Consider the following 22,287-nt stretch of genomic DNA (forward strand, 5'->3'; position numbering starts at 1 on the left):
TTATATGATCTGATCCAGCGGCTTCCTGGATTGGGTCTGTTGAATACTTTTCTTGAATTCGGTGGGTGACAACCCGATGATCTTTTTGAATTGATTGGACAGGTGCGCCACGCTGCTGAAACCCATCTTGTAGGCAATTTCTTTCACTGACAGCTCGTCGTAAAATAGAAACTCCTTCACTTTTTCCATCTTTTGGCGAATGATGTACTGCTCCAGCGTGATCCCTGCCATGCCTGAAAACAGGCTACTGAGATAGTTGTAGTCGTAATGGAGCTGGTCCGACAGGTAAGCCGACCACTGAATGTGGGTATCGTAGGGATCACGATGATGAATGGTGTCAATCACCAGGGTCTTGATCTTCTCCAGCAACTGCACTTTACGATCGTCGATTCGCTCAAAACCATTTTTGGCCAGTAGGTCATCCAATTGCTTCAACTCATCTCCTGACAGCTCTTTTTTGAGTTTCACTTCCCCCAAATCAACAGATATAGGCTCTACCCCGATTTGCTCAAAAGCCTGCCTGACCACCATGACGCAGCGGGGGCAAACCATGTTTTTGATATGTAGCTGAGGGATTTCCAAGGTCATTCCAAATTGCATAGTTAAGGTAAGAAAATAGATGGAGGAATGCTATGAAGACTGCTAACTTCATCGTAACAACTAAAACCTTCCATCATTTTCACAAATCTATGGATTAAAGCAGTTGAGTGATGAAGTGATTTACCAGTCCGAATAATGAGCTGATCACTATCCAGGTGATCATGTTCAGTTTAAATCGGTACATCGCCACAAATGAAACCACCACCCATCCTAAAATCGGGTAGTCAATTCCTCCTAAAGTCATTTCTTCAGGAAACACTATGGCCTTACCCAGATAAATGGTCAGGTTAAGGATCACTCCTACCACTGCTGCTGTCACCAGTGTCAAGGCTTGTTTGATCTTTTCATTTTCGCGTGTTTTTTCAATAATGGGTGCCCCTGCAAAGACGAAAAGGAAACATGGAACAAATGTGTAAAAAGTCGTAGCAACCAACCCTAATGCCCCCATCAACACAGAGCCGTCATAGTGGTTGTATCCCGCCATAAAACCAACAAATACCAACACCATAACCAATGGTCCGGGCGTGGTTTCACCAAGTGCCAGGCCATCAATCATTTGGAGTTCGGTCAGCCAATTGAGTTGCTCCACACTTACCTGTGCTACATAGGGCAATACTGCATAAGCTCCACCAAATGTGACGAATGCGGCCTGTGTGAAAAAGAGTGAAAGCTGCTTCCAGAAGGAAAAATCACTACTGAACAGATAAAATAGTCCGATGGGAATCACCCAAAGCAAAGCCGCTGCGAACACCTGCCTAACCAACCTTCCAACTTTAAAACCGGCATCAGGCAAAAAATGATTGCGGTTGATAAAGTACTGCTCCTCATCCTTTGTCAGTTGCTCTTGTGCAGAAGTGGTCTGCTTAAACAGCGATGGAAGCATTTTGCGTACCACAAAAGACAACAGCAAAGCTCCAATGATGATATATGGAAAGGGAGTATTAAAAAAGAACATTAGCACAAAGGCCATTCCTGCCAGTAGAAAGTGAAAGGTGGTATGCAATGATTTAGTGCCGATTTTTATCAGCGCCAGAATGACAATGGCCATTACCGCCGGCTTCAATCCACTAAACATGGCATATACCCAGGGGATATTGCCATAAGTAGCATATAAAGCCGATAGTCCACATAAGATGAACATGGAAGGAAGCACAAAAAACACACCCGCTACGAGGCCCCCTTTAGTCCCGTGCAGCAGCCAACCTGTGTAGGTAGCAAGTTGCTGAGCTTCAGGTCCAGGCAATATCATGGTATAATTTAGCGCATGGAGAAAACGACTTTCAGAAATCCATTTCTTCTTTTCAACCAGAAATTCGTGCATGATGGCAATCTGACCTGCCGGGCCACCAAAGCTGATAAATCCAAGCTTCAACCAGAACCAGCATGCTTCTTTAAACGACGGTTTTTTTAGATGATCCATTGATAATTGATTATGGCTATTTACTCTCTATAACCACGTCCTTATTGTTTTATCTGGCCAATGTTAATAAACAGTGTTGAATCGGGGGTTAGATATGGAGCATTTCACAATGGAAAAAAGAAATCTCTTTCTCTGCGACAAAATTGTGCAAGCAATAGCCGCAATTGTATAAAGTGTACGATCTGGGGTCGTCAGAATTTTGTGAAAATAAATTTCACAACTATGTCAAATTCAATGTCATTAAACACAAGCTCGCTCTACGAGAAACGTTGGGCAGCTTTAGCGGTTCTGTGTACCGCACAGTTTATGGTAATCATGGATACCTCCATCATCGGGGTGGCCTTGCCTGCCATACAAAGTGCGCTGAACTACACCCCATCAGGACTACAATGGATCTTCAATGCCTATGTGATCGTGCTGGGCGGGATGCTGCTTCTTGGCGGAAAACTCTCCGACCTGTATGGCTCCAAGAATGTATTTCTATGGGGTTTTGGAGTGCTCACACTCGCATCATTACTCACCGGCATGGCCTGGTCTGAAACCTCCATGAATGTGGGAAGAGCATTACAAGGACTAGGATCGGCCCTCATTGCTCCTGCTGCACTTAACTTGCTCATGAGCATTTTCACGGATCCCAAGGAACTGGGCAAGGCCTTTGGTTTCTGGGGAGCAGCCGCTGCAGCCGGTGGTTCTGCAGGCGTATTCCTCGGCGGTGTACTTACAGAGTATATGTCCTGGAGATGGGTCTTTTTCATCAACATCCCCCTGGGAATACTGGTGATGCTATTGGGTGTTTCACTGCTCACGAATGGAAGCAAGCTACGAGGCAAAATTGACTATTTAAGTGCCCTGCTCGTAACCGCCGCTACCATGCTGATAGTATACACGCTTGTCATGGTAGAGCAAAATGGATGGACTTCTTTAACAACCATTGGTCTGTTTGCCATTGCACTGGCACTACTGATCTTATTCATTGTGATCCAAAAGCGCTCCAAATCTCCACTGCTTCCGTTGAGCATTTTCAAAGCACCGAATTTGTCTGCGGCCAATCTGGTGATGGCGCTAATGGCGGGAGCCTGGATTCCCATGTGGTTTTATCTGAACTTATACCTCCAGCAAACCCTTGGCTACACCGCCTTTTGGTCTGGAGTGGCGCTACTCCCGATGACCATTGCCATCATGATCCTGATGGTGGGTGTGAGTGGCAAAATGATTGAACGGTTCGGAATGAAGAACAACCTGGTGGCTGGGCTAAGTGTGCTTACGGCATCACTGGTGTGGTTCTCGACTGTCTCTGTGGACGGAAATTTCCTTGTGGATGTATTGGGTGCCTCTTTACTGGGCGCTGTTGGGATGTCGCTGGCGTACATTCCGGGAACCATGGCCGCCATGTCGGGTGCCAAACCTGAAGAAACCGGATTAGCCTCCGGCTTGGTTAACACTACTTATCAGGTGGGTTCCGCTATTGGTTTGGCCATCGTGGTGGCGGTAGCCATTGCCATCACCAATGGACTGGCACCGGACGGAGAAGTAACTACTGAGTCATTAACTGCGGGTTTTCAGGGTGCGTTCCGCACGGCTGCCGTCATCGGTGTGCTTGGAACCCTGGTGGCCCTGGTTGGGATCAAATCAGGGAAGTAAAGTTTCTTAAACAAGCCAAAGGACTGTGCATTGAAGCACAGGCCTTTGGTCTTTGGCGTTCTTTAGCAATTGCAAGTTCCATTTTGCACCGGTGGGCACTTCTCACTCCCATAACTGCAGTACACACAACAGTCGCCTTCTTTGGGTTTCAATACCTCATGACAGTTTTCACATTCATAGAAATATTGACATGCATCTGTTGGCATGGTTTCTTCTTTCTGATGTCCGCATTTCGGACAGGTAATGGTTGATTTTAACTCTGCTGCTTTCTCCATTTTATTGATCTTTTGGCTTTTCAATTACCGTATATCCTGTTTGATTGATGGCCTCTATGATGGTCTTTTCTTCCAGTCTTGAGGGCAAATACTCAATGGTGGCAGAGCCTTCAGTGTAGATGGCATCTACAGACTTTATCCCCGGGAGTGATCGAACCTCATGCTCAATGTGCGCCTCACATCCGGCACAAGTCATTCCTTTTACATCGAGTACAATCTTGTGTGTTTTCGTTGTGTCTTGTGAAAGGATAACTGAAGTATTTGGACTTGAGCCATTAGAGTAAAACATGCGCGAATAGCTTGGAAAAGCAAGCATCAAAGCGGCAAACGCAGTAACTATTCCGAGGAACTTTTTGGATTGCCAAAAAGACGGCTTTTCATCTGTTTCACAGGCGCATTCAATTTTTTCTTTGGTTCGTGGTTTAAGTTTCTGATACCAGGCGAATCCTAATACGCCAATTGTCAGTGCGATTAAATAAGGTCTGAAGGGTTCCATCCAGGAGAATGTGGCTGCTATGCCACCAATACCAGCCAGCAATGAAAATACAGGTGTGATACAACACAGCGAGGCTACAATTGCTGCAAACAATCCAGCGCCCGCACTTTTTGAGGACAAACTTGTCTGCCGTGAGGCATGGTTTGTAGTGCTCATGATGTTAATTCTTTTTGATTTTGAATCGATAAGCTTTCCAGTACGGGTTTAATAATTTCCAGATTAGCCTCTACCAGTGAATAGAAGACCGTCTGACCAACCTTCTTATCTTTTACGAGCCCACCGTCTTTCAATTTTCGTAGGTGCTGAGAAACCCCGCCCACAGAGATATCCAGGATATCACTAAGATCACAGGGACACATTTCACCTTCTTTATGAAGCAGAAAAAGGATCTTCAGCCGTGCTGCATTTCCCGCCAAATTGAAAATTTTAGTAGTTAAATCCAGTTGTTCTTCCAGACGACTAAGGGTTTCCTTACACTCCTTTATTTGCACTGGATCTGCAAGTACTCTGATACATGTATTGCTCATCTTTTAATATTTTAGTAATTACTAAAACGTGAGAGCAAAAGAAAGGTTCAGTATTTTAGTGAATACTAAAATTTAACGAGCCTTATGCGCTGTTTTTCTCCAGCATACCAAGCAGAAGACTGATATCATTAATAAAAGCCCTCTGATGATGGGGATGTAGAGAGGAGGAGGCGGGCCCCCTCTCTGTATTGTTTAAAGCTTACCTTCTACCCTGCCGCACTTCAGCATCTTATCCCCAAAATATGGATTTCTGATTTCCTCAGACATACTCAGCCAGTTAGCGCCCGTGCCAAATGCCATTGGGCAATACTGGACATAAATCCCATCATTAGCGCCATTTGCTTTAAGCATAACAATGAGGCTGTCGCTGGCCTTTTTAAATGCTGTCCGCTGGGTTTCCACATCTTCACTGGTAGCAATGACCTCTGCGGCCTTAATAATGTCCGTATTCCAGTTTTCAGAAGCTGCCGACTTAGCTAATTTTCCTGCGGCATTTTTGGCCTGATCTCTGTCGGTTTTTACCAGAGCATCTTTCAATATCATATAATCGGAGAGCGCACTGGATTGTGCCACAAGAACCTCCTCCAGCTCTGGAACAGCTGATACTTGTGACTCATTTTGTCTTTCATTGTTAGGATTGGAACATGCCATCAGCAAGGACACCAACCCAAGAGATAAGATGTATTTTTTCATTTTTACAAAATTTATATGGTTCATAATTATTAAAGTTCTTCTTCTACATTCCCGCAGGAGAGCATGGCATCACCGAGATAGGGATTTAAAATCTTTTCAGAATCACTGAGCCAATAGGCTCCTCTATTGTTCATGGCCATGGGGCAGAACTGACGGAAGCCACTGGTTTCAATCTTGAATTTCTTAATCGTATGATAAAGCTGGTCACTCAGAGGAGAAAGCATCATTCTCATGGTTTCCAACTCGCTCCCTTTTTGAATGGCATTGGCAGCTGCCTTTAGCACAGTCAAATCCGCCATCCACTCCATATGGGCTTCGCCTTTTACCAGTTTCATATCCACTTTACCCAGTGATTCCAATAATGCTTTGGCCGTGGAGCTAGCCCTATCCGGATCTGCAGCAATCAATGCATCTTTTACCGGCAGATAACTTTCAAACACTGACTTGATCTGGTTTTGGAAGGCCTTATCGGATTCATACTCCTTGTCTGAAACATTGATTTCAGAGTGGTTCATTTCCTTCGATTCTGGAGTAGTGCCGTGATTGTGCCCAGTCATGGCAGCTCCACCTTCCGGTGACATCATGCTGGGTTTGCCAGCCAACTGAGCTGCAGCATCCACGCTGAATGTGCCGTTTACAACAATCTCTTCACCTGCTTCCAACCCTTCTTTCACCACATAACTTTCTCCGAGAGATGGCCCGAGTGTTACCGTGCGCATACGGAAAGATATGCTTTGATCACTGGCAGTTTTCACATAGACCACAGACTTTTTACCTGTCCACATCACAGCAGATTTGGGTACAATGAGCCCTTCTTTATTGGCGTGACTTGTCACACTCAGCACTCCTGAAGCAAACATTTCAGGCTTTAGTTGATAACCCGGATTATTCATCTCTACTCGTAGTTTGGATACGCGAGTCTTCGGATTGATGACAGGATCTATGTAGGAGATTTTACCCGTGAATTGTTCACCAGGAAGTGAACTAATCGTAAATGAAACCGAAGCCCCTTCCCTGATCCAGGCCAGGTCAGATTCATAAGCATCAAACAACACCCATACATTTGACAGATCGGCGATCATGTAGATAGGTGCTCCCTGCTTGATGTAATCCCCAAGCATGACCAGCTTTTCCTTTACATAACCCGATCGCTCAGATCGGATGGGCAGGGTCTCTAGTGGTTTGCCATTAGCCAAAATCTGGTCGATTTGTGCATTCGTGAGCTTCCAGTTTGTAAGCTTCCTCTTGGCTGCAGCGAAGAGCTCAGGCTGCTTGTCTTTGATCTTTTGAGTCTCAAATAACTCCTGCTGAGCGGTAACTAACTCAGGTGAGTAGATAGTGGAAATCTCCTGGCCTTTTTGAACAAAATCTCCAGAGAAATTCACGTTCAATGTTTCCACCCGACCGGGAATGTGAGAGGCCTGGGTATAAACCAGTTTCTCATTCTCCATCACCTTCCCGTTTAGCCGAATCGTTTTGGTAATTTCACCAGCCCCCACTTTTTGGGTAACCACATTGGCCAACTTCAACGCAGTTGGAGACATGTGAATAGCCATCGGATCGTCCATGCCCAAATCTGATTCAAGAGGAATCAGATCCATACCGCAAATGGGACAAGAGCCGGGTTCGTTCTTGCGGATTTGCGGGTGCATGGAGCAAGTCCAAACGCCATTTTCGTCAGCTACATGTTCGTGATCTTCGCTCATTTCTGAGGCGGGTGTTGAAGGCTTTAACATCCATCCGATCAAACCACCAATGATCAAGGTAAGGCCAATCAGCACATATTTATTTTGAAGTAACTTTTTCATTTCAGTAATATTTTATTGAGTACCGCCCAGGATATAATCCAAATTAGCGAGGGCTATGAATAGCTTCGTTTTTGATTTAATTTCTAGTTTCTGATAGTTGAGTAGTTGCATCTGAATGCGCAGCAGCTCTACCAGGTCTTTTCCTGAATTGCCGAACTCCGAAACCAAGAGTGACTGAATTCGCTGTGTCTCTTCAATTTGTATTTCATAGAGATTCAGCATTTCAATTTCACGCATCACATCATATTTCACGTTTTCAAAGGAGGCATTCAATTCATTTCTCGTGGATTGCGCCATGAGTTCAATGCTCTCTGTCTGAAGCTTATTCTCCTTCAAAGCAGCCTTATATTTCCTGCGGTACAGCGGAAGGGAAACAGTAATCATCGGCATGATGGCATCTTGTCCGTTTCCTGGAACATTCATACCTGCCTGTCCGGCCGCCAAGTCTGTTCTTTCCGCCACGATGATGTAATCCAATCCCACACCCAACTTTGGCATGGACTGTTTTTCGATTGCCATATACTGCTTTTCCTTAGACTGCTTTTTCAGTGTAATTTCCTTCAATAACGGGTGGTCGTTCCAATTTACCTGCTCAGAGTAGACGGGCACACTCACAGAATCAAATGGAGAAGTAAAAACCTCCATTGAGTCTGGCCGATTGAGGAGCTGATTGAAGGAAGCTGTCAAAGGTCTTTTCATTCCTTCAAGGAGTATGATTTCGGTTTCCATATCCTGAATCATGAGATCAACCCTGAGAACATCTGCCAGGCTGGTTTTACCATTCTCGTATTTTGAAGTGGCCAGGGTCTTCCATGATTTCAGGATATCCAGGTTCCCTCGTTGAATCGATAAGACATCCTCCAGCTCTACCAATGGGTAGTACGCTCTGGAAACCTGGAACCATAGTTTATTTTGTTCATCAATGTATCGTTCGAAAGCAGCATCAGCTATAAGAGCTGTTGCTTCCCCCTGCACCTTCAAAGTCCCGAACCACGGAAACATTTGAGAGAGTGTAAACCTGGCCATCTGTCTCCCAACCCGTGTCTCGGTCATCCGACCAAATGCACTTACTGACAGTGTAGGATCTGGAAAACCTTTCACTTGAGTCACGCGCTGCAGGGCCGCCTCAAACTCCTTGTATTTGGACTGAAGCATGGGATTGTTTTCCGATGCCTCCTGTTGGTATTCCTGAAGCGTTTGTGCGCTAACAAGCGAACCCAATAATAAGAATACTATAGTTAGATATCTCATCTCAATTTCCTGTTTTGGTTGTTAATCACCGTTTCTCGCCAGAAAGCCTGAAGGATCGGCACCACGAACATGGTCATGATCTGAATGGCCATTCCACCAAAGGTCGGGATGGCCATTGGCACCATAATGTCGGATCCTTTACCTGTTGATGACAGTACCGGAAGCAAGGCGATTATTGCCACCGCGGCAGTCATCATCGCAGGGCGTACTCGTTTTTTACCGGCTTCAAGTACCGCTGCTCTTACCTCAGGTATGGTACCTGGCTTCCGTTCCTCAAATACCTGATGGATGTACGTTCCCATGATCACTCCATCGTCTGTGGCGATTCCAAAAAGTGCTATGAAGCCTACCCAAACCGCTACACTCAGATTAATGGGGTGCATCTGAAATAGCTCTCGCATGTTGGTGTCTGAAATGGAGAAATCCAGGAACCAATCCTGACCGTACAGCCAGAGCATGATAAAACCTCCTGCAAATGCCACAAATACGCCTGAGAAATGGATTGATGAGGCAATGACCGTCTTGAACTGGAAGTAGAGCAGTAGGAAGATGACAATCAAACTGATTGGTATCACAATAGATAGCCGCTTGATGGCGCGCACCTGATTTTCGTAGGTTCCTGAGAATTTGTAGCTAATTCCGGCCGGAACAATCAATTCACCTGAATCAATTTTACCCAGAATAGCCTCTTGAGAGGCCTTTACCACATCCACCTCCGCAAAACCTGCTCGTTTATCAAACAGCACATAGCCAACCAGAAACGTCTCCTCACTACGAATCATTTGTGGTCCTCTGACATATTCAAAATCCACCAGCTGCTTCATGGGGATTTGAGCACCAGTAGGTGTGGGGATCAGAATGTTGCCAAGTGATTCGGGATCATCACGTAACTCCCGTGGGTATCTCACCCTTACAGGAAAACGCTCACGCCCTTCCACTGTAGAGGTGATTTTCATGCCCCCTATTGCCGTTTCGATAGTCTGCTGTACATCCTCAATGCTAAGTCCGTATCGGGCGATTTCATTCCTATTGATATTTAAGTGCAGATAAGGCTTGCCCACAATTCGATCAGCAAACACCGCTTCTGATTTTACGGAATGAACGTCTTTAAGAATGTTCTCAAGTTGGAAACCAAAATCCTGAATGGTCTTTAAGTCAGGACCATACACTTTGATTCCCATGGGTGCTCGCATGCCTGTCTGAAGCATCACCAATCGTGTCTCTATGGGCTGCAATTTTGGAGCTGAAGTCACGCCTGGTATTTTAGTCACCCGGACTATCTCATCCCAGATGTCGTCTGGAGATTTAATTGATTCCCTCCAGTTTCGGAAGTATTGTCCTTTGAGGTCAGGGAGAAGATCAGAAGTGGAGATATTAGCAGCCAGGATTTCCTCATTGGACAACGACTCACCTGATTTTAATATGAAATTTCCTTTCCCATCTACCTTAAATCGCTTGCGATGACCTTCTCCATCAATGACATACTCCGGCTTATAGTTGATAACATTTTCATACATGGAGATAGGTGCAGGATCAAGCGCTGACTCCACTCTGCCAAGCTTTCCCACCACCATTTCCACTTCCGGGATTTGAGCCACTAACATGTCGAGCTGTCCAACCACCCTTCGGTTTTGTTCCATCCCTGCATGAGGCATGGAGGTAGGCATAAGCAGAAAGCTTCCTTCGTTCAATGAAGGCATAAATTCCGATCCGATACCCGGAAAGGTTTTATCCAGCGATTTCCAGGCTTGGGTTTCCTTTATCCCATCCCCTAAGAACCCAAAGGATTTACCAAATCCAATCCAGATGACAACACCCAGCAGAATAGTGAAGAACGGAAGCAACAAGAATTTGCCTTTGTTAACCAGACACCATTTCAGAATGGGCTCATAAAAATGAACGACTGACAATAGTGCTCCCAGGATAATTCCAATGAGCCCCAGTACGAATAGATAGTTCACAGTAAGTGAGGTTTGAACACCTAAAGGCATCCATTCTTCAGCGAGAAAGAAGCTGGCAATAAACAGGGCCAAGGCTATATTGATATACTCAGGGAATTTCTTAAATCGCTCTGGCCATTTGCTTTCCAGCATGTTATTGAAACCAATAAGGCACAGTACCCCAGGAAGCCACATTTGAGTATAGACTACTAGCAGAATACCGGCAGTTATGAAAGTGAAATTCCAGATGTTCCGAACGTTCTTCTTGTCGTATCGTATGCCGAAAATGAAATAAGCCAGCGTGGGCAACACAACAAGCCCAAGAACAAAGGATCCAAGCAGGGCATACGTCTTTGTGAAAGCCAAAGGCTTGAAGAGCTTGCCTTCTGCCGATTCCATAGCGAAAACAGGGACGAAGCTGACAATTGTTGTAGCCAGTGCGGTTGTAATAGCGGATGCTACCTCTTTTGTAGCCTCATAAATGACCCGGAGTAAGTCTTTTCCTTTCACTCCGTGGTTTTCAGGCATTTCCAGATAGCGTATGATATTCTCCACGAAAACAATCCCTACATCCACCATTACCCCAATGGCAATAGCTATTCCTGAAAGAGCGACAACATTAGCGTCCACACCAGTATATCGCATGACTATGAATGTCATCAATACGCCTACAGGTAGCAGGCTCGAAATAATGATCGATGCACGAAGATTGAGTAGCAGCACCAGCACAACGATGATGCTGATCAGCACTTCATGAGATAAGGCTGTTTCCAGCGTACCAATAGTTTCATGGATCAACTGAGTGCGGTCGTAGAATGGAACAATAGTCAGTTGAGATTCTGTACCATCTGTTAATGTTTTCTTCGGCAAGCCGGGAGCAATCTCATTGATCTTGGCCTTTACATTATTGATCACCTCCAAAGGATTGGAACCGTATCGGGCCACCACCACACCTCCAACCACTTCAGCACCTTCCTTATCGAGTGCTCCTCGGCGGGCTGCAGGCCCAAGGGATACTACTGCTACATCCTTGATTCGGATAGGGACATTGTCCTGAACTGACACCACGGCCTTCTCTATGTCGGCCACTGATTTGATATAGCCTAAACCTCTAACCAGGTACTCTGCCTGGTTGATTTCAATCGTTTTGGCACCTACATCACGATTCGACTTGCGAACAGCGTCCATCACCTTCATTAGTGGTATGCCGTAGGCTTTTAAAGCATCTGGATTCACATCGATCTGGTATTCCTGAACGAATCCACCGATTGAAGCAACTTCTGAAACTCCTTCTACCGCATTCAGGCCATACTTCACATAGAAGTCCTGAACCGTTCTGATTTCATGCAAATCCCAGCCGCCGGTAACATTGCCTTCCTTATCACGCCCTTCAATGGTGTACCAAAACACTTGCCCCAAAGCAGTCGCGTCCGGACCCAAGGTGGGTCGAACGTCATCAGGGAGTAGTCCTGAAGGAATCGAATTTAGCTTTTCAAGGATTCGGGAGCGAGACCAATAAAATTCAATTTCTTCATCGAAGATGATATTGATCATTGAAAACCCGAAAATGGAGGAACTTCTGATCGATTTCACTCCTGGGATACCCAATAAATAAGTGGTCATTGGGTAGGAAATCTGATCTTCAATGTCCTGTGGAGAGCGTCCCGGCCATTGGGTAAACACAATCTGCTGATTTTCACCGATATCAGGAATCGCATCCACAGGAACCGGATCCTTTGGGAGAAAACCTGTATTCCAGCTAAAAGGGGAAGTAACAATCCCCCACGCTACCAGCATGATCAGTATGAGTACCGTCACCAAACGGTTCTCAAGGAAATATTTTATGATTTGATTTAGCATACTATGATTTGAAAGACTAGAATAAACATGACAGCCTCAACACTTCATTTGCGCTGGGGACATGAATCAAATCGTCAAATCATATAAGGAAAACCTGATGCAGAACCTGATAGTCCGGACTGCCAAGTTGTGGGGAGGTATCAACCGGAATGGGTTGATCAAAAGTCTCCTCAAATTCTATAGAATAAAGGATAGTCGCTATAGCTATAGCCACGAAGAATTGAGCTGCTTCATTAGAGACTTCCTTGTTTAAAGTCTCATCAACCTCTGCAGAGACATACTGATTCTCACAGCATGGGGATTTAGAGAAGTGTGGAGAGTCATGCTCTGCTTCGGGCATATCCATCATGCCCATACCACAATCCAGGTGCTTTTCTCCAAACATCAATTCACTTACTATCGCACGCCCACCGCAAAAGTGAGTTCCAAAGGTGATACCCAGGTTTCCGAGTAGCAACATGAAGATAAGCGATATGGAAGTGACCTTTTTCAACCTTACAAATATACGGAAAGCTTGAAACAGAGATTTACACAATAAAAGGATAGAGTTACATGATTATAAGAGAATCTCCAGAGGAAGGGAAATAAGACCCCCATAGCTGAGGCTCTCTACGTGAATCACGTATTTTTTAGATTGCGTATATCCCCCTCACAACAGATAACACAGTGTGCTAACTTTACGAAATTCACCAAAAATTCATTCGCCAATGAATAGATTCAACAAAACGGCTGCCATCAGGGTGATAGACATCCTGATCGGCACTATGATTATTCTCACCATTGTGATCACCTTCCTGGAGAAAGGTCCTTCCTGACATATGTTGACGTCCGGCTACTCTTAAGCGCCAAAGAACCTTAATCAGCATCTCAATAAAATAAATATTCCAATTGACCATAAGTCACCTTCATTTTCTTTAATTTATTACAAAAAACGCATTTACTAAATCATGTTTCCCAAGACCGCACACCCAACATCCATTTTGAACCGCTCTTGTTTTAATCTTTAAATTCTGCATAATCGGAATTGAAACGCCTCGCTAAACATAACCTCATTAATTATCTCCAGGGAATCTTTGATCACTCCCTTCATGGTATCGCTATGGTGGATGACACGGGTATTCCGTTTCTTGTCAATGCCAGACTTTGTCAGATTATAGGTTATTCAGAAACCGAGCTTACCTCTATGAGCTTTGGCCAATTCACTCATCCTGAGGACGTGGACAGAGACCTTAAACTTTTTGAACAACTCAGAAAAAATGAAATAGATCATTACTCAATTGAGAAAAGGTACATCTCGAAAGCAGGCCATGTGACACCTGTGAAAATACACGTGACACCTGTAAAAAGTACAAAAGAAGGTCCATGGCATGCCATTGCGCTGATAGAAGATATTTCCATCCAAGAGAAAACAAGTAAAAAAATAAAAGCGGCGAATCAGCGGGCAAAAGACCTGAACAACCTGATGGAGGAGACCTGGGAAATCGCCAAAATTGGCTCCTGGGAGGCGAATCTGGAGACCAAAGAAGTTATTTGGAGTAAGCCCATCTATAAAATCCATGGGGTACCCTTCGGAGAGGCCATTGATATGGATAAGGCATTTGGTTTTTTTCACCCGGACTATAGAGCCGCTGCCCAGGAAATCATAGCTAAATGTATAGAAACGAAAGGCGCCTGGAATGTCGACCTCAAAATAATCGCCAGGGACGGTGCTGAAAAATGGGTAAAAACGATTGGCCAACCTGTTTCCCACAATGATATAATGCTAGGGCTAAGAGGGATCCTCCAGGACATCACGGAGGTGAAAGAAGCCAATATTAAGTTGGCGCTTTATAATTCAACACTCGAAGAAACAGTCAGCGAACGTACCAGACAACTTGAGAATGTCAATAAAGAGCTGGAGGCCTTTGCCTACTCCGTATCACACGATCTGAGGGCGCCACTCAGAGCCATCGACGGGTTCTCCAATGCCCTGACTGAGGACTACCTGGATATTCTTCCAGATACAGCCCAACGCTACCTGACCCGAATTTCTGACAACAGTACCCGAATGGGTAAACTCATTGATTCGCTGCTCAGCTTCAGCAGGCTCTCCCGATCCCAGACATCATTTCAAAGTTTCGGACTGGAGGAAAGAATCGATTCAATTATCCACAGCATTGACCCACCCATACATTGTAAAATCACAAAGGAAAATCTGGGTGATGTCTATGGAGACCGCATGCTCCTTGACCATGTTTTTCAAAACCTACTTTCTAATGCCATCAAATATTCATCCCGGGAAAGTGCCCCCAAAGTTCACATTAAGCAGATCTCTCATCAAGATTCGGATGAAATCATCATTTCCGATAATGGAGTAGGATTTGATATGGCATACTACGACCAACTATTTAGTATTTTTCAAAGACTCCATACCGAAACGGAATTTGAAGGATCAGGAGTAGGTCTCGCACTGTGCCAAAAAATCATATTGAAACACCATGGTAAGATATGGGCTGAAAGTAAAGTCGGAGAAGGCAGCACTTTTTGTGTGTCGCTACCCAAGAAAAGTATTGATAATCAATTATATTAGATAAAGCCATTGCCATGGATATAAGAGAAAATCAATACGATACAGTGGTTCTGGTAGAAGATAACCCTGACGATGCAGAGCTGACCATGAGGTCTCTCAACTCATTGCAACTCGGCAATCAGATCATTTGGCTGAAAGATGGAGCAGAAGCCATTAACTATCTTTTTGGCCAACAACCAGACCAATCACGTAGAGTATCTAACCGACCTAAACTCATCCTACTGGATCTCAAGCTCCCAAAAGTAAATGGTATTGAAGTTTTGAAAAGAATAAAGTCAGATGACCAGATGAAAACTGTGCCCGTGGTGGTAATGACTTCATCTAATGAATCTGTGGACCTAAGGACTTGCTATGAGCTCGGTGTGAACAGCTTCGTCACCAAGCCCATCAATTATCAAGAATTTATAGAAGCCACCAAAAATATTGGCTTATACTGGCTACTGGTCAATCAGGTGCCTAATTAAGCGTCATTACTTCTTAAGTAAATCTGTTATGAAGATCCTTTATTTAGAAGACAACACCAGTGACTATGAGCTACTGGACCTGTCTCTACAGAAAAGTAACCTGGAGTTTACCCTGGACCGTGCTGAAAACAAGGCACAATACCAGAAAGCTCTGGAAACCCATTATGATATTATCATTTCGGATTATAACCTGCAGGGTTTCACAGGTACTGATGCGCTCAAAATGCTGCGTGAAAAAGACCAGTCCATTCCATTCGTGGTGATCTCAGGCACTGTTGGGGAAGAGCAGGCCGTCTCTCTGCTTCACTACGGCGCCAGCGATTTTTTACTGAAGAAGAATGTAAAAAAACTACCCATCATTATCGAAAGAGTACTCAGAAATAAGATGATTGATGACGAGCGCCGAAACTTCCAAAAGGAGCTCATTAATAAAAACCTCATCCTTGATTCACTTTTTAATAGTTTCGAGGACATGGTATTCCTGAAAGATACCAATGGCACTTACCTGAAAGTCAACACCGCTTTTTCACGATTTTTCGGCTTTACCGAAAAGGCTATCCTGGGAATGACAGATGGAAACCTATTCGACAAAAACATTGCTGAAAAGGCACAGGAAACTGACGAGCACGTCCGGAACAACAAACTCTCTATCACCTACGAGATATTATTTACGGGCACAGATGGTGTCAGCAGAATACTGGAAGTGGTGAAATACCCGGTACTGGATGGCAATGAGGTCACCGGAGTGGTAGGCTCCTCCAGAGACATTACCGAACGAAAAATGCTGGAAGAGAAAAATGCCAAAAGCCAGTACATCCTCAACCAGGCCGAGCAGCTCACCTATTCAGGAAGCTTTCAGTACGATTCGGAAGTGGATATACTTAGCTGCTCCCCTCATTTTGTGAAGATGATGGGTATACCTGGAAATATCAACAAAATCTCCCTTATGAAATTTTTGGGTCTGGTTTATAAAGATGATCACAAGATTTTCAATGACGAAATAGACAAAGTGCTGGATAAAAAAGTCACTGTCACCATTGACCACAGATACATCCCTAACGGCTCCAAACAGATAAGATATGGCCGTACCACCATTAGTCCAGACTACAGTACCGGCAATGCCAGCATCTTCTATGGCACCATTGTGGATACTACCTCCGACTATGAAAATGACATGGCGCTGCTCAACATTCAGGAGCTGGAAAGAAGCAACATTGCCAATGAGCTCCATGACAACCTTGGTCAGAAAATGAGCGCTTCAGCACTTTTTCTGGATGGCCTGGTGTCTAAATATCCCGAAGACACTGAGCTCACTAAAGTGGCCAATATGATCAATACCTCCCTCACGCAAATCAGATCCCTCTCCAATACGCTTTCGCTGAGCAGCATCAAGGAGATGGGGTTGGAGGATTCACTGAGACAGCTTCAGGATCAGATTCCTCTCTCCATAGAGTTTGAGCTTCATTACTCTGTAGACGAGAGTTCTATCTCTGAGTTTATCAGTACCCAGACGTTTCGCATCATTCAGGAAGCCATCAATAATATTCAAAAACACAGTGAAGCCAAAAGGATAGAAATAGACATTGCTCAGGCCCAAAGTGTGATTACGCTCAAAATCAGAGACAATGGCAAAGGCTTTGACATCAATGCCGGAGTGAGGGGTAATGGCATTCGAAACATGGAGCAAAGAGTAAAAAAATGCAATGGACTGATCCATATAGATTCAAAAATCAATGAAGGAACCTTTATTGACATTAAACTCCCAATTAAATAACGCCAAAATGAAAACTACCATACTTCTAGTAGATGACCATGATATGATCCGTGACGCCATAAAGTTCTACTTTAAGGATGATCCTGACTATGAAATATGTGAAGAAGCACAAAATGGACTTGAGGCTCTGGAGATACTCAAAACAAAGAAAATAGACATCCTGCTCACTGACATCAATATGCCCGAAATGAACGGCATAGAGCTGATGGAAAGTGTACGGCAAAATCATAAAGAGCTGAAAGTGCTGGTGCTCTCCATGATCAACGAAGCCAGCTATATCAACAAAATGATTGCGTTGGGAGCCTCCGGATATGTCCTAAAAAACACCTCTAAGTCAGAAATGCGCGATGCCCTGAATAAGATCATGAAAGGTGAGGACTACTATGCAGATGCGGTGTACAAAACCATTGTTAATAGCATAGCCCGTAAAGCCCCCAAACAAAGGCTCACCATCGATGTGCCTCTTTCGGAAAGAGAGCGTGAGATCCTCCTGCTGATCGTCAATGAATATACCAATCAGGAAATTGCCGACAAGCTTTTCATCAGCACCCGTACCGTAGAGTCACACAAGCGAAACCTATTGGAAAAGACAGGTTGCAAGAATGTGGCTGGTTTGGTGATGTACGCCGTAGAGCGAAACATCGTTTAGAGTGTCTTTCCAAGACGAATGAGCACAACGTTACATTTTTTAAAAGCCCGATGTATGCGATAAAATCCTGTGTGAATCACGCAGGATTTTGCGTAAATAACCCAATTATTTCTTTGCGTGAGATGCTCTAATCTAAGACTCTCGGTTTTCTGAGCTTTGTTTTATCATTTGGAACTAACCCCAACAGAAAATGAAAAAGCTAGCCGTAATCGCACTCACCATTCTTTTCATCCACACCTTAAGTGCCCAGGACATCACTGCCCGGACATACATAGAAAAAACGGTAGTTGCCAGCAAATTGGGAACTGCCATAGGTTACATCTTCCCTTGCAAGGTAGAGGTGGGAGGATTCTACCAAAAAAATGCCGATTTCATGAATGGCCATGAAATCACCAAGAGATTTTATGAGAAGGAATTTGCAGGAATGTACCTCAACCTGCCACTGAAGCACTACCGAAAAATCAACTTTGATCTGAATATTCGCACGGGAGCTGTGAATGGAAAAAACTTTGTCATCACTCCATCACTCCTCGGATCCTATAGGCCCGTAAAAGCCATCAAAATGGGGGTTGGATTGGGCACGAGAATGTTTCGTCCTACGTTACAAGCCGCTTTATCCATAAGGCTTAGTAAGCTCCATTAGTCATACTCCATATTTCACACCGCCCAAAATTTATATCCACTTAACCAGCAGACAAATTATGAACCTTATCACCAATCCCAAGCACGAAAAGGATGAGAAATTATTCAGCATCAAATTTGTAGAACCCCACAACCTGCTCATTATTAAGGGGTGGTCCATTACACCCGAACTCAACACCTACTATCAGGCTACCCGGGAGGGCATCATACGACACCTGACTATCAATAAAGGGCTGACCATTTATTTCTCCTACGAACTATTGCATTCTGTGACCACAAGGTTTCTTTATAACATCGTCCAAATTCTCAACCAATTTCACGTTCTTGGAAAGCGTGTAAAAATCTATTGGGTTATTGATCAATATAATGAGCAACTGATCGAACTGGGGACGGAGCTCAAAGCACTTAGTCATTTCAGCTTTGACCTGTCTCTTCCAAGCACCACCCTCTCTTCTCTGCTGGACTAACTTCAGCACATCTCTTCTCATTGGCGCTATTATTAACGCCTCACCTCTTTAGCGTAATGATCTCCCTTTGAGGGACATCATATGTACAATATCTCTAAGACCTTCCCTGCCCATTCCAAGGCTCCCAATCAAAACAGTGTAGGTAAATTATCCTGCGCGAAACACACATCTCATTATGTGTATAACCCAATATTCCAATTCAGTGACTCACTCTAACACAGGAGCCCCCCTTGCCCCAACTTTGCTTCATCATTAAATATTTAACCGCTGAACAAATGAAAAAACTAATTACATTCTCAATCGCCCTATTATTAGCCCAGGCTATTTATTCACAAGACATCACTACCAAGTCCTACATTGAGCAAACTCAGGTTGGAAACAAATTGGGAACCGCAATAGGTTACACCTTTCCATGCAAAGTGGAAATAGGTGGCTTCTATCAGAAAACCGCCGACTTCATGAATGCTCAGGAAATCACTGAAAGATTCTACGAAAAAGAATTCACCGGCATGTATGTCAACCTGCCCCTGAAGCACTATGGTAAACTCAATTTTGACCTGAACATCCGGACTGGGGCGGTCAATGGACAAAACTTTGCCATCACACCATCGATACTGGGATCTTACAGTCCCGTCAAAGCCATCAAATTAGGCCTGGGGCTTGGCACCAGAATGTTTCGGCCTACACTACAAGCCTCTATTAGCATCAAAATCAGCAAATTTCAATAAGAACCTCAGTACTCACACTGCTAAAACAAAGAATCATGAACGCTTACTCACTCTCTCCATCAATCAACGAAGTATCCCCCACCACAAATAGCAACCGAAAACTGCTCAGTATTAACTTCCTTGAAAACAAAAGTCTGCTCATCATCAAAGGGTGGTCATTGACACCTGAACTCAGAACGGTCTATTCAGTGATCCTCGAGGAAATCCAAGACCACCTGGCTGTAAACGAAGGCATCACTATCAACTTTGAATATAAAATCTTTAATGCCTTCACGGCACAGTTTCTATTCAAAGCCATCAAAACATTGAATCAAGCCAAAGCTCAGAGCAAGCAAGTCAACGTCAACTGGATTGCGGAAAAATACAACACAGAGATCTACGAAATGGGAATGGACCTTAAGGAACTTTGTGAGTTCGATTTCAATGTGAATCTGAAACATCACACCATTTCCCCCTCTCTCAACTAATTTAAAAAAGTGTCCTCGAAACAGGGCCCTAATCAGCGGTGATTTGGAAAGGCAGCTCTCGGGCTGCCTTTTTGCGTAAAGCCCATCGCTTAGGGTCACACTACCAAGTGTGGTCTACCCCCTATCCCTCCTCTCTAGCACTATTATCTTCAAAAAACATGCATTTCGCCTACCTCATACCACTATAGGTAAATCGTACTGCGCGAAACACGCATCCCGTTGTGTGAATAACTCAATTATCACATTACGTGGGACACTCTAACTATAGAGCTATGAAAGCGTCAACTTTACATCATCATTAAGAAGCTTTTACTCATTACAATTGCAATCACCATGAACACTCTAGCACAAATCCTCCCAGCCACCCAAACCCCAGCCATTGAAGATAAGAAGCTATTGAAGATCAGCTTTATTGAAAAGAAAAATTTTCTAAGCATCAAAGGATGGTCAGTTACACCTGAACTCAAAGTAGTCTATGCTGTACTCCTCGAAGAAATCCAGGATCACCTGGCCTCCTATGAAAGCATCACCATCAACTTTGGCTATAAAATATTTAACCCCTTCACAGCGCAGTTTCTATTCAAAGCCATCAAAACATTGAATCAAGCCAAAGCTCAGGGCAAGCAAGTCAACGTCAATTGGATTGCGGAAAAATACAACACAGAGATCTACGAAATGGGAATGGACCTTAAAGAACTTTGTGAGTTCGATTTCAATGTGAACCTGAAACATCACACCATTTCTCCTTCCCTCAACTAATTCAAAATAGCGCCCTCGAAATGGGCCTTAATCAGCGGTGATTTGAAAAGGCAGCCCTCTCGAGCTGCCTTTTTTCGTAAAGCTCCACCGCTTTGATCACGCTTCCCAAAAACAATCCACCTTCATACCCTCCCCTCAGGGCTATTACCTTCCAAAAATCATGCATTTCGCATACCTCATACCACTATAGGTAAATCGTACTGCGCGAAACACGCATCCCGTTGTGTGAATAACCGAAATATCACATTACGTGGGACACTCTAACATGAGAGGCACGATAAGCTCAACTTTACATCATCATAAAGAACTCAAAACGTACTCACATGAAAAAACTATTTACACTCGCTTTTACGATTTTTTTGGCCCAGGGAATCTATGCTCAGGGAATCACAGCCAAATCCTACATTGAACAAACTCAGGTGGGCATCAAACTAGGTACTGCCATCGGATATATTTTCCCCTGCAATGTGGAAATAGGTGGATTTCACCAAGAGCCTGCCAAATTCATTGACAACCAGGAATTGCCTTATAGATTTTACGAAAAGAAATTCACTGGCATGTACCTTAACCTGCCCTTGAAGCATTATGATTTCATAGGCTTTGACCTGAACATCCGAACAGGTGTTACCAACGGACAAAATTTTGCCATCACACCTACGCTGCAGGGATATGTCAACCCTATTCCGGCGGTCAAATTAGGACTTGGCCTGGGGACCAGAATGTTCCAGCCTACACTACAGGCCTCTATCAGCATTAAAATCAGCAAATTTCAATAAGAACCTTTACTACTTACACAGCTAAACAAAGAACCATGAACGCATACTCACTACACTATCCGCTGCTCCAGGAATTAGAAAACAGAAACCTTAAAGTCGACGGACCACTCAGCATCAACTTCCTTGAGAAACAAAGTCTGCTGATCATCAAAGGGTGGTCACTCAAACCAGAACTGAGAATCTGCTACAGCGTGATACTGGAAGAAATCCAGGATCACCTGGCTGCAAACGAAGGCATCACCATCAACTTTGAATATAAAATCTTCAATGCGTTTACCACACGGTTTCTCTTCCAAACCATCAAGACTCTCAATGCGGCTGTAGCTCAGGGTAAGCATATTACCATCAACTGGATTACTGAGAAATACAACACAGAAATCTATGAAATGGGGATGGACCTTCAGGGATTGTGCGACTTTGACTTTCGGGTAAACCTCGCCAACCTCACCATTTCTCCTTCCATGAACTAATAAAAAAAGAG

Annotated in this window: 22 protein-coding genes; 12 read left to right on the forward strand and 10 right to left on the reverse strand. The window is 44.1% G+C overall.

The annotated features are described in order from the left end of the window. Window positions 1–588 (reverse strand): AraC family transcriptional regulator, encoded by a 588-nt coding sequence (locus tag GV030_RS07575; protein WP_255465211.1) that lies wholly within the window; start codon window positions 586–588, stop codon window positions 1–3. A gap of 106 nt (window positions 589–694) precedes the next feature. After that, window positions 695–2,020: a chromate efflux transporter gene (chrA, locus tag GV030_RS07580; protein ID WP_159581395.1), complete on the reverse strand. Its 1,326-nt coding sequence runs from the start codon at window positions 2,018–2,020 to the stop codon at window positions 695–697. 234 nt (window positions 2,021–2,254) lie between these two features. On the opposite strand from chrA, the gene GV030_RS07585 reads away from it, so the two are divergent. After that, window positions 2,255–3,661 carry an MFS transporter gene (locus GV030_RS07585; RefSeq protein ID WP_221413299.1) on the forward strand — a complete coding sequence of 469 codons (1,407 nt, stop codon included), beginning with the start codon at window positions 2,255–2,257 and terminating at the stop codon, window positions 3,659–3,661. Between the two features lie 62 nt (window positions 3,662–3,723). Here the strand turns inward: GV030_RS07585 and GV030_RS21590 are convergent, their stop codons facing one another. From GV030_RS21590 to GV030_RS07625, 8 genes are all read right to left on the reverse strand, one after another. After that, a complete protein-coding gene (locus tag GV030_RS21590) occupies window positions 3,724–3,936 on the reverse strand; it encodes a GDCCVxC domain-containing (seleno)protein (protein WP_159581399.1) in 213 nt (70 codons plus the stop codon). Window position 3,937: 1 nt separating this feature from the next. Continuing rightward, window positions 3,938–4,588, reverse strand: coding sequence for a mercuric transport protein MerTP (gene merTP, locus GV030_RS07595; protein ID WP_159581401.1), 651 nt, complete (start codon window positions 4,586–4,588; stop codon window positions 3,938–3,940). Next, window positions 4,585–4,959, reverse strand: coding sequence for a helix-turn-helix transcriptional regulator (locus GV030_RS07600; RefSeq protein ID WP_159581403.1), 375 nt, complete (start codon window positions 4,957–4,959; stop codon window positions 4,585–4,587). The genes merTP and GV030_RS07600 overlap by 4 nt, the downstream gene beginning before the upstream one ends. A gap of 192 nt (window positions 4,960–5,151) precedes the next feature. Beyond that, window positions 5,152–5,652 carry a DUF3347 domain-containing protein gene (locus GV030_RS07605; protein ID WP_159581405.1) on the reverse strand — a complete coding sequence of 167 codons (501 nt, stop codon included), beginning with the start codon at window positions 5,650–5,652 and terminating at the stop codon, window positions 5,152–5,154. Between the two features lie 29 nt (window positions 5,653–5,681). Next, window positions 5,682–7,460, reverse strand: coding sequence for an efflux RND transporter periplasmic adaptor subunit (locus GV030_RS07610; protein ID WP_159581407.1), 1,779 nt, complete (start codon window positions 7,458–7,460; stop codon window positions 5,682–5,684). A 12-nt stretch (window positions 7,461–7,472) separates the two neighbouring features. Further along, window positions 7,473–8,711, reverse strand: coding sequence for a TolC family protein (locus tag GV030_RS07615; protein WP_159581409.1), 1,239 nt, complete (start codon window positions 8,709–8,711; stop codon window positions 7,473–7,475). Next, on the reverse strand, window positions 8,708–12,511 hold the full coding sequence (locus GV030_RS07620) for an efflux RND transporter permease subunit (RefSeq protein WP_159581411.1): 3,804 nt from the start codon (window positions 12,509–12,511) through the stop codon (window positions 8,708–8,710). Before GV030_RS07620 ends, GV030_RS07615 begins: the two co-directional genes overlap by 4 nt. A 79-nt stretch (window positions 12,512–12,590) precedes the next feature. Next, complete coding sequence (locus GV030_RS07625; RefSeq protein ID WP_159581413.1) at window positions 12,591–12,971, reverse strand: hypothetical protein; 381 nt, start codon at window positions 12,969–12,971, stop codon at window positions 12,591–12,593. Between the two features lie 564 nt (window positions 12,972–13,535). On the opposite strand from GV030_RS07625, the gene GV030_RS07630 reads away from it, so the two are divergent. From GV030_RS07630 to GV030_RS07680, 11 genes are all read left to right on the forward strand, one after another. After that, the gene (locus tag GV030_RS07630) at window positions 13,536–15,080 is read left to right on the forward strand and encodes a PAS domain S-box protein (RefSeq protein ID WP_159581415.1); all 1,545 of its coding nucleotides are present in this window, start codon (window positions 13,536–13,538) and stop codon (window positions 15,078–15,080) included. Window positions 15,081–15,094: 14 nt separating this feature from the next. Continuing rightward, entirely contained in the window at window positions 15,095–15,544 is a 450-nt protein-coding gene (locus GV030_RS07635; RefSeq protein ID WP_159581417.1) for a response regulator, read from the forward strand. Between the two features lie 28 nt (window positions 15,545–15,572). After that, complete coding sequence (locus GV030_RS07640; RefSeq protein WP_159581419.1) at window positions 15,573–17,318, forward strand: PAS domain S-box protein; 1,746 nt, start codon at window positions 15,573–15,575, stop codon at window positions 17,316–17,318. A gap of 7 nt (window positions 17,319–17,325) precedes the next feature. Then, window positions 17,326–17,967, forward strand: a complete 642-nt coding sequence (locus GV030_RS07645; protein ID WP_159581421.1) for a response regulator transcription factor — start codon at window positions 17,326–17,328, stop codon at window positions 17,965–17,967. Between the two features lie 190 nt (window positions 17,968–18,157). Then, window positions 18,158–18,610: a hypothetical protein gene (locus tag GV030_RS07650; protein WP_159581423.1), complete on the forward strand. Its 453-nt coding sequence runs from the start codon at window positions 18,158–18,160 to the stop codon at window positions 18,608–18,610. 58 nt (window positions 18,611–18,668) lie between these two features. Then, a complete protein-coding gene (locus GV030_RS07655) occupies window positions 18,669–19,076 on the forward strand; it encodes a SiaC family regulatory phosphoprotein (protein ID WP_159581425.1) in 408 nt (135 codons plus the stop codon). Window positions 19,077–19,351: 275 nt separating this feature from the next. Beyond that, on the forward strand, window positions 19,352–19,804 hold the full coding sequence (locus GV030_RS07660) for a hypothetical protein (protein ID WP_159581427.1): 453 nt from the start codon (window positions 19,352–19,354) through the stop codon (window positions 19,802–19,804). Between the two features lie 35 nt (window positions 19,805–19,839). Beyond that, on the forward strand, window positions 19,840–20,271 hold the full coding sequence (locus tag GV030_RS07665) for a SiaC family regulatory phosphoprotein (protein WP_159581429.1): 432 nt from the start codon (window positions 19,840–19,842) through the stop codon (window positions 20,269–20,271). 333 nt (window positions 20,272–20,604) lie between these two features. Beyond that, window positions 20,605–21,030 carry a SiaC family regulatory phosphoprotein gene (locus GV030_RS07670; RefSeq protein ID WP_159581431.1) on the forward strand — a complete coding sequence of 142 codons (426 nt, stop codon included), beginning with the start codon at window positions 20,605–20,607 and terminating at the stop codon, window positions 21,028–21,030. 323 nt (window positions 21,031–21,353) lie between these two features. Further along, on the forward strand, window positions 21,354–21,806 hold the full coding sequence (locus GV030_RS07675; protein WP_159581433.1) for a hypothetical protein: 453 nt from the start codon (window positions 21,354–21,356) through the stop codon (window positions 21,804–21,806). Window positions 21,807–21,841: 35 nt separating this feature from the next. Beyond that, complete coding sequence (locus tag GV030_RS07680) at window positions 21,842–22,276, forward strand: SiaC family regulatory phosphoprotein (RefSeq protein WP_159581435.1); 435 nt, start codon at window positions 21,842–21,844, stop codon at window positions 22,274–22,276. Window positions 22,277–22,287: the final 11 nt, after the last annotated feature.

It is taken from the genome of Marinoscillum sp. 108, from assembly GCF_902506655.1.
Taxonomy (GTDB): domain Bacteria; phylum Bacteroidota; class Bacteroidia; order Cytophagales; family Cyclobacteriaceae; genus Marinoscillum; species Marinoscillum luteum.

What these genes read in the sequence shown, in the direction of transcription:
- GV030_RS07575 (WP_255465211.1), bottom strand. Translation starts at nt 588, where the DNA reads ATGACCTTGGAAATCCCTCAGCTACATATCAAAAACATGGTTTGCCCC.
- chrA (WP_159581395.1), bottom strand. Translation starts at nt 2,020, where the DNA reads ATGGATCATCTAAAAAAACCGTCGTTTAAAGAAGCATGCTGGTTCTGG.
- GV030_RS07585 (WP_221413299.1), top strand. Translation starts at nt 2,255, where the DNA reads ATGTCATTAAACACAAGCTCGCTCTACGAGAAACGTTGGGCAGCTTTA.
- GV030_RS21590 (WP_159581399.1), bottom strand. Translation starts at nt 3,936, where the DNA reads ATGGAGAAAGCAGCAGAGTTAAAATCAACCATTACCTGTCCGAAATGC.
- merTP (WP_159581401.1), bottom strand. Translation starts at nt 4,588, where the DNA reads ATGAGCACTACAAACCATGCCTCACGGCAGACAAGTTTGTCCTCAAAA.
- GV030_RS07600 (WP_159581403.1), bottom strand. Translation starts at nt 4,959, where the DNA reads ATGAGCAATACATGTATCAGAGTACTTGCAGATCCAGTGCAAATAAAG.
- GV030_RS07605 (WP_159581405.1), bottom strand. Translation starts at nt 5,652, where the DNA reads ATGAAAAAATACATCTTATCTCTTGGGTTGGTGTCCTTGCTGATGGCA.
- GV030_RS07610 (WP_159581407.1), bottom strand. Translation starts at nt 7,460, where the DNA reads ATGAAAAAGTTACTTCAAAATAAATATGTGCTGATTGGCCTTACCTTG.
- GV030_RS07615 (WP_159581409.1), bottom strand. Translation starts at nt 8,711, where the DNA reads ATGAGATATCTAACTATAGTATTCTTATTATTGGGTTCGCTTGTTAGC.
- GV030_RS07620 (WP_159581411.1), bottom strand. Translation starts at nt 12,511, where the DNA reads ATGCTAAATCAAATCATAAAATATTTCCTTGAGAACCGTTTGGTGACG.
- GV030_RS07625 (WP_159581413.1), bottom strand. Translation starts at nt 12,971, where the DNA reads ATGTTGCTACTCGGAAACCTGGGTATCACCTTTGGAACTCACTTTTGC.
- GV030_RS07635 (WP_159581417.1), top strand. Translation starts at nt 15,095, where the DNA reads ATGGATATAAGAGAAAATCAATACGATACAGTGGTTCTGGTAGAAGAT.
- GV030_RS07640 (WP_159581419.1), top strand. Translation starts at nt 15,573, where the DNA reads ATGAAGATCCTTTATTTAGAAGACAACACCAGTGACTATGAGCTACTG.
- GV030_RS07645 (WP_159581421.1), top strand. Translation starts at nt 17,326, where the DNA reads ATGAAAACTACCATACTTCTAGTAGATGACCATGATATGATCCGTGAC.
- GV030_RS07650 (WP_159581423.1), top strand. Translation starts at nt 18,158, where the DNA reads ATGAAAAAGCTAGCCGTAATCGCACTCACCATTCTTTTCATCCACACC.
- GV030_RS07655 (WP_159581425.1), top strand. Translation starts at nt 18,669, where the DNA reads ATGAACCTTATCACCAATCCCAAGCACGAAAAGGATGAGAAATTATTC.
- GV030_RS07660 (WP_159581427.1), top strand. Translation starts at nt 19,352, where the DNA reads ATGAAAAAACTAATTACATTCTCAATCGCCCTATTATTAGCCCAGGCT.
- GV030_RS07665 (WP_159581429.1), top strand. Translation starts at nt 19,840, where the DNA reads ATGAACGCTTACTCACTCTCTCCATCAATCAACGAAGTATCCCCCACC.
- GV030_RS07670 (WP_159581431.1), top strand. Translation starts at nt 20,605, where the DNA reads ATGAACACTCTAGCACAAATCCTCCCAGCCACCCAAACCCCAGCCATT.
- GV030_RS07675 (WP_159581433.1), top strand. Translation starts at nt 21,354, where the DNA reads ATGAAAAAACTATTTACACTCGCTTTTACGATTTTTTTGGCCCAGGGA.
- GV030_RS07680 (WP_159581435.1), top strand. Translation starts at nt 21,842, where the DNA reads ATGAACGCATACTCACTACACTATCCGCTGCTCCAGGAATTAGAAAAC.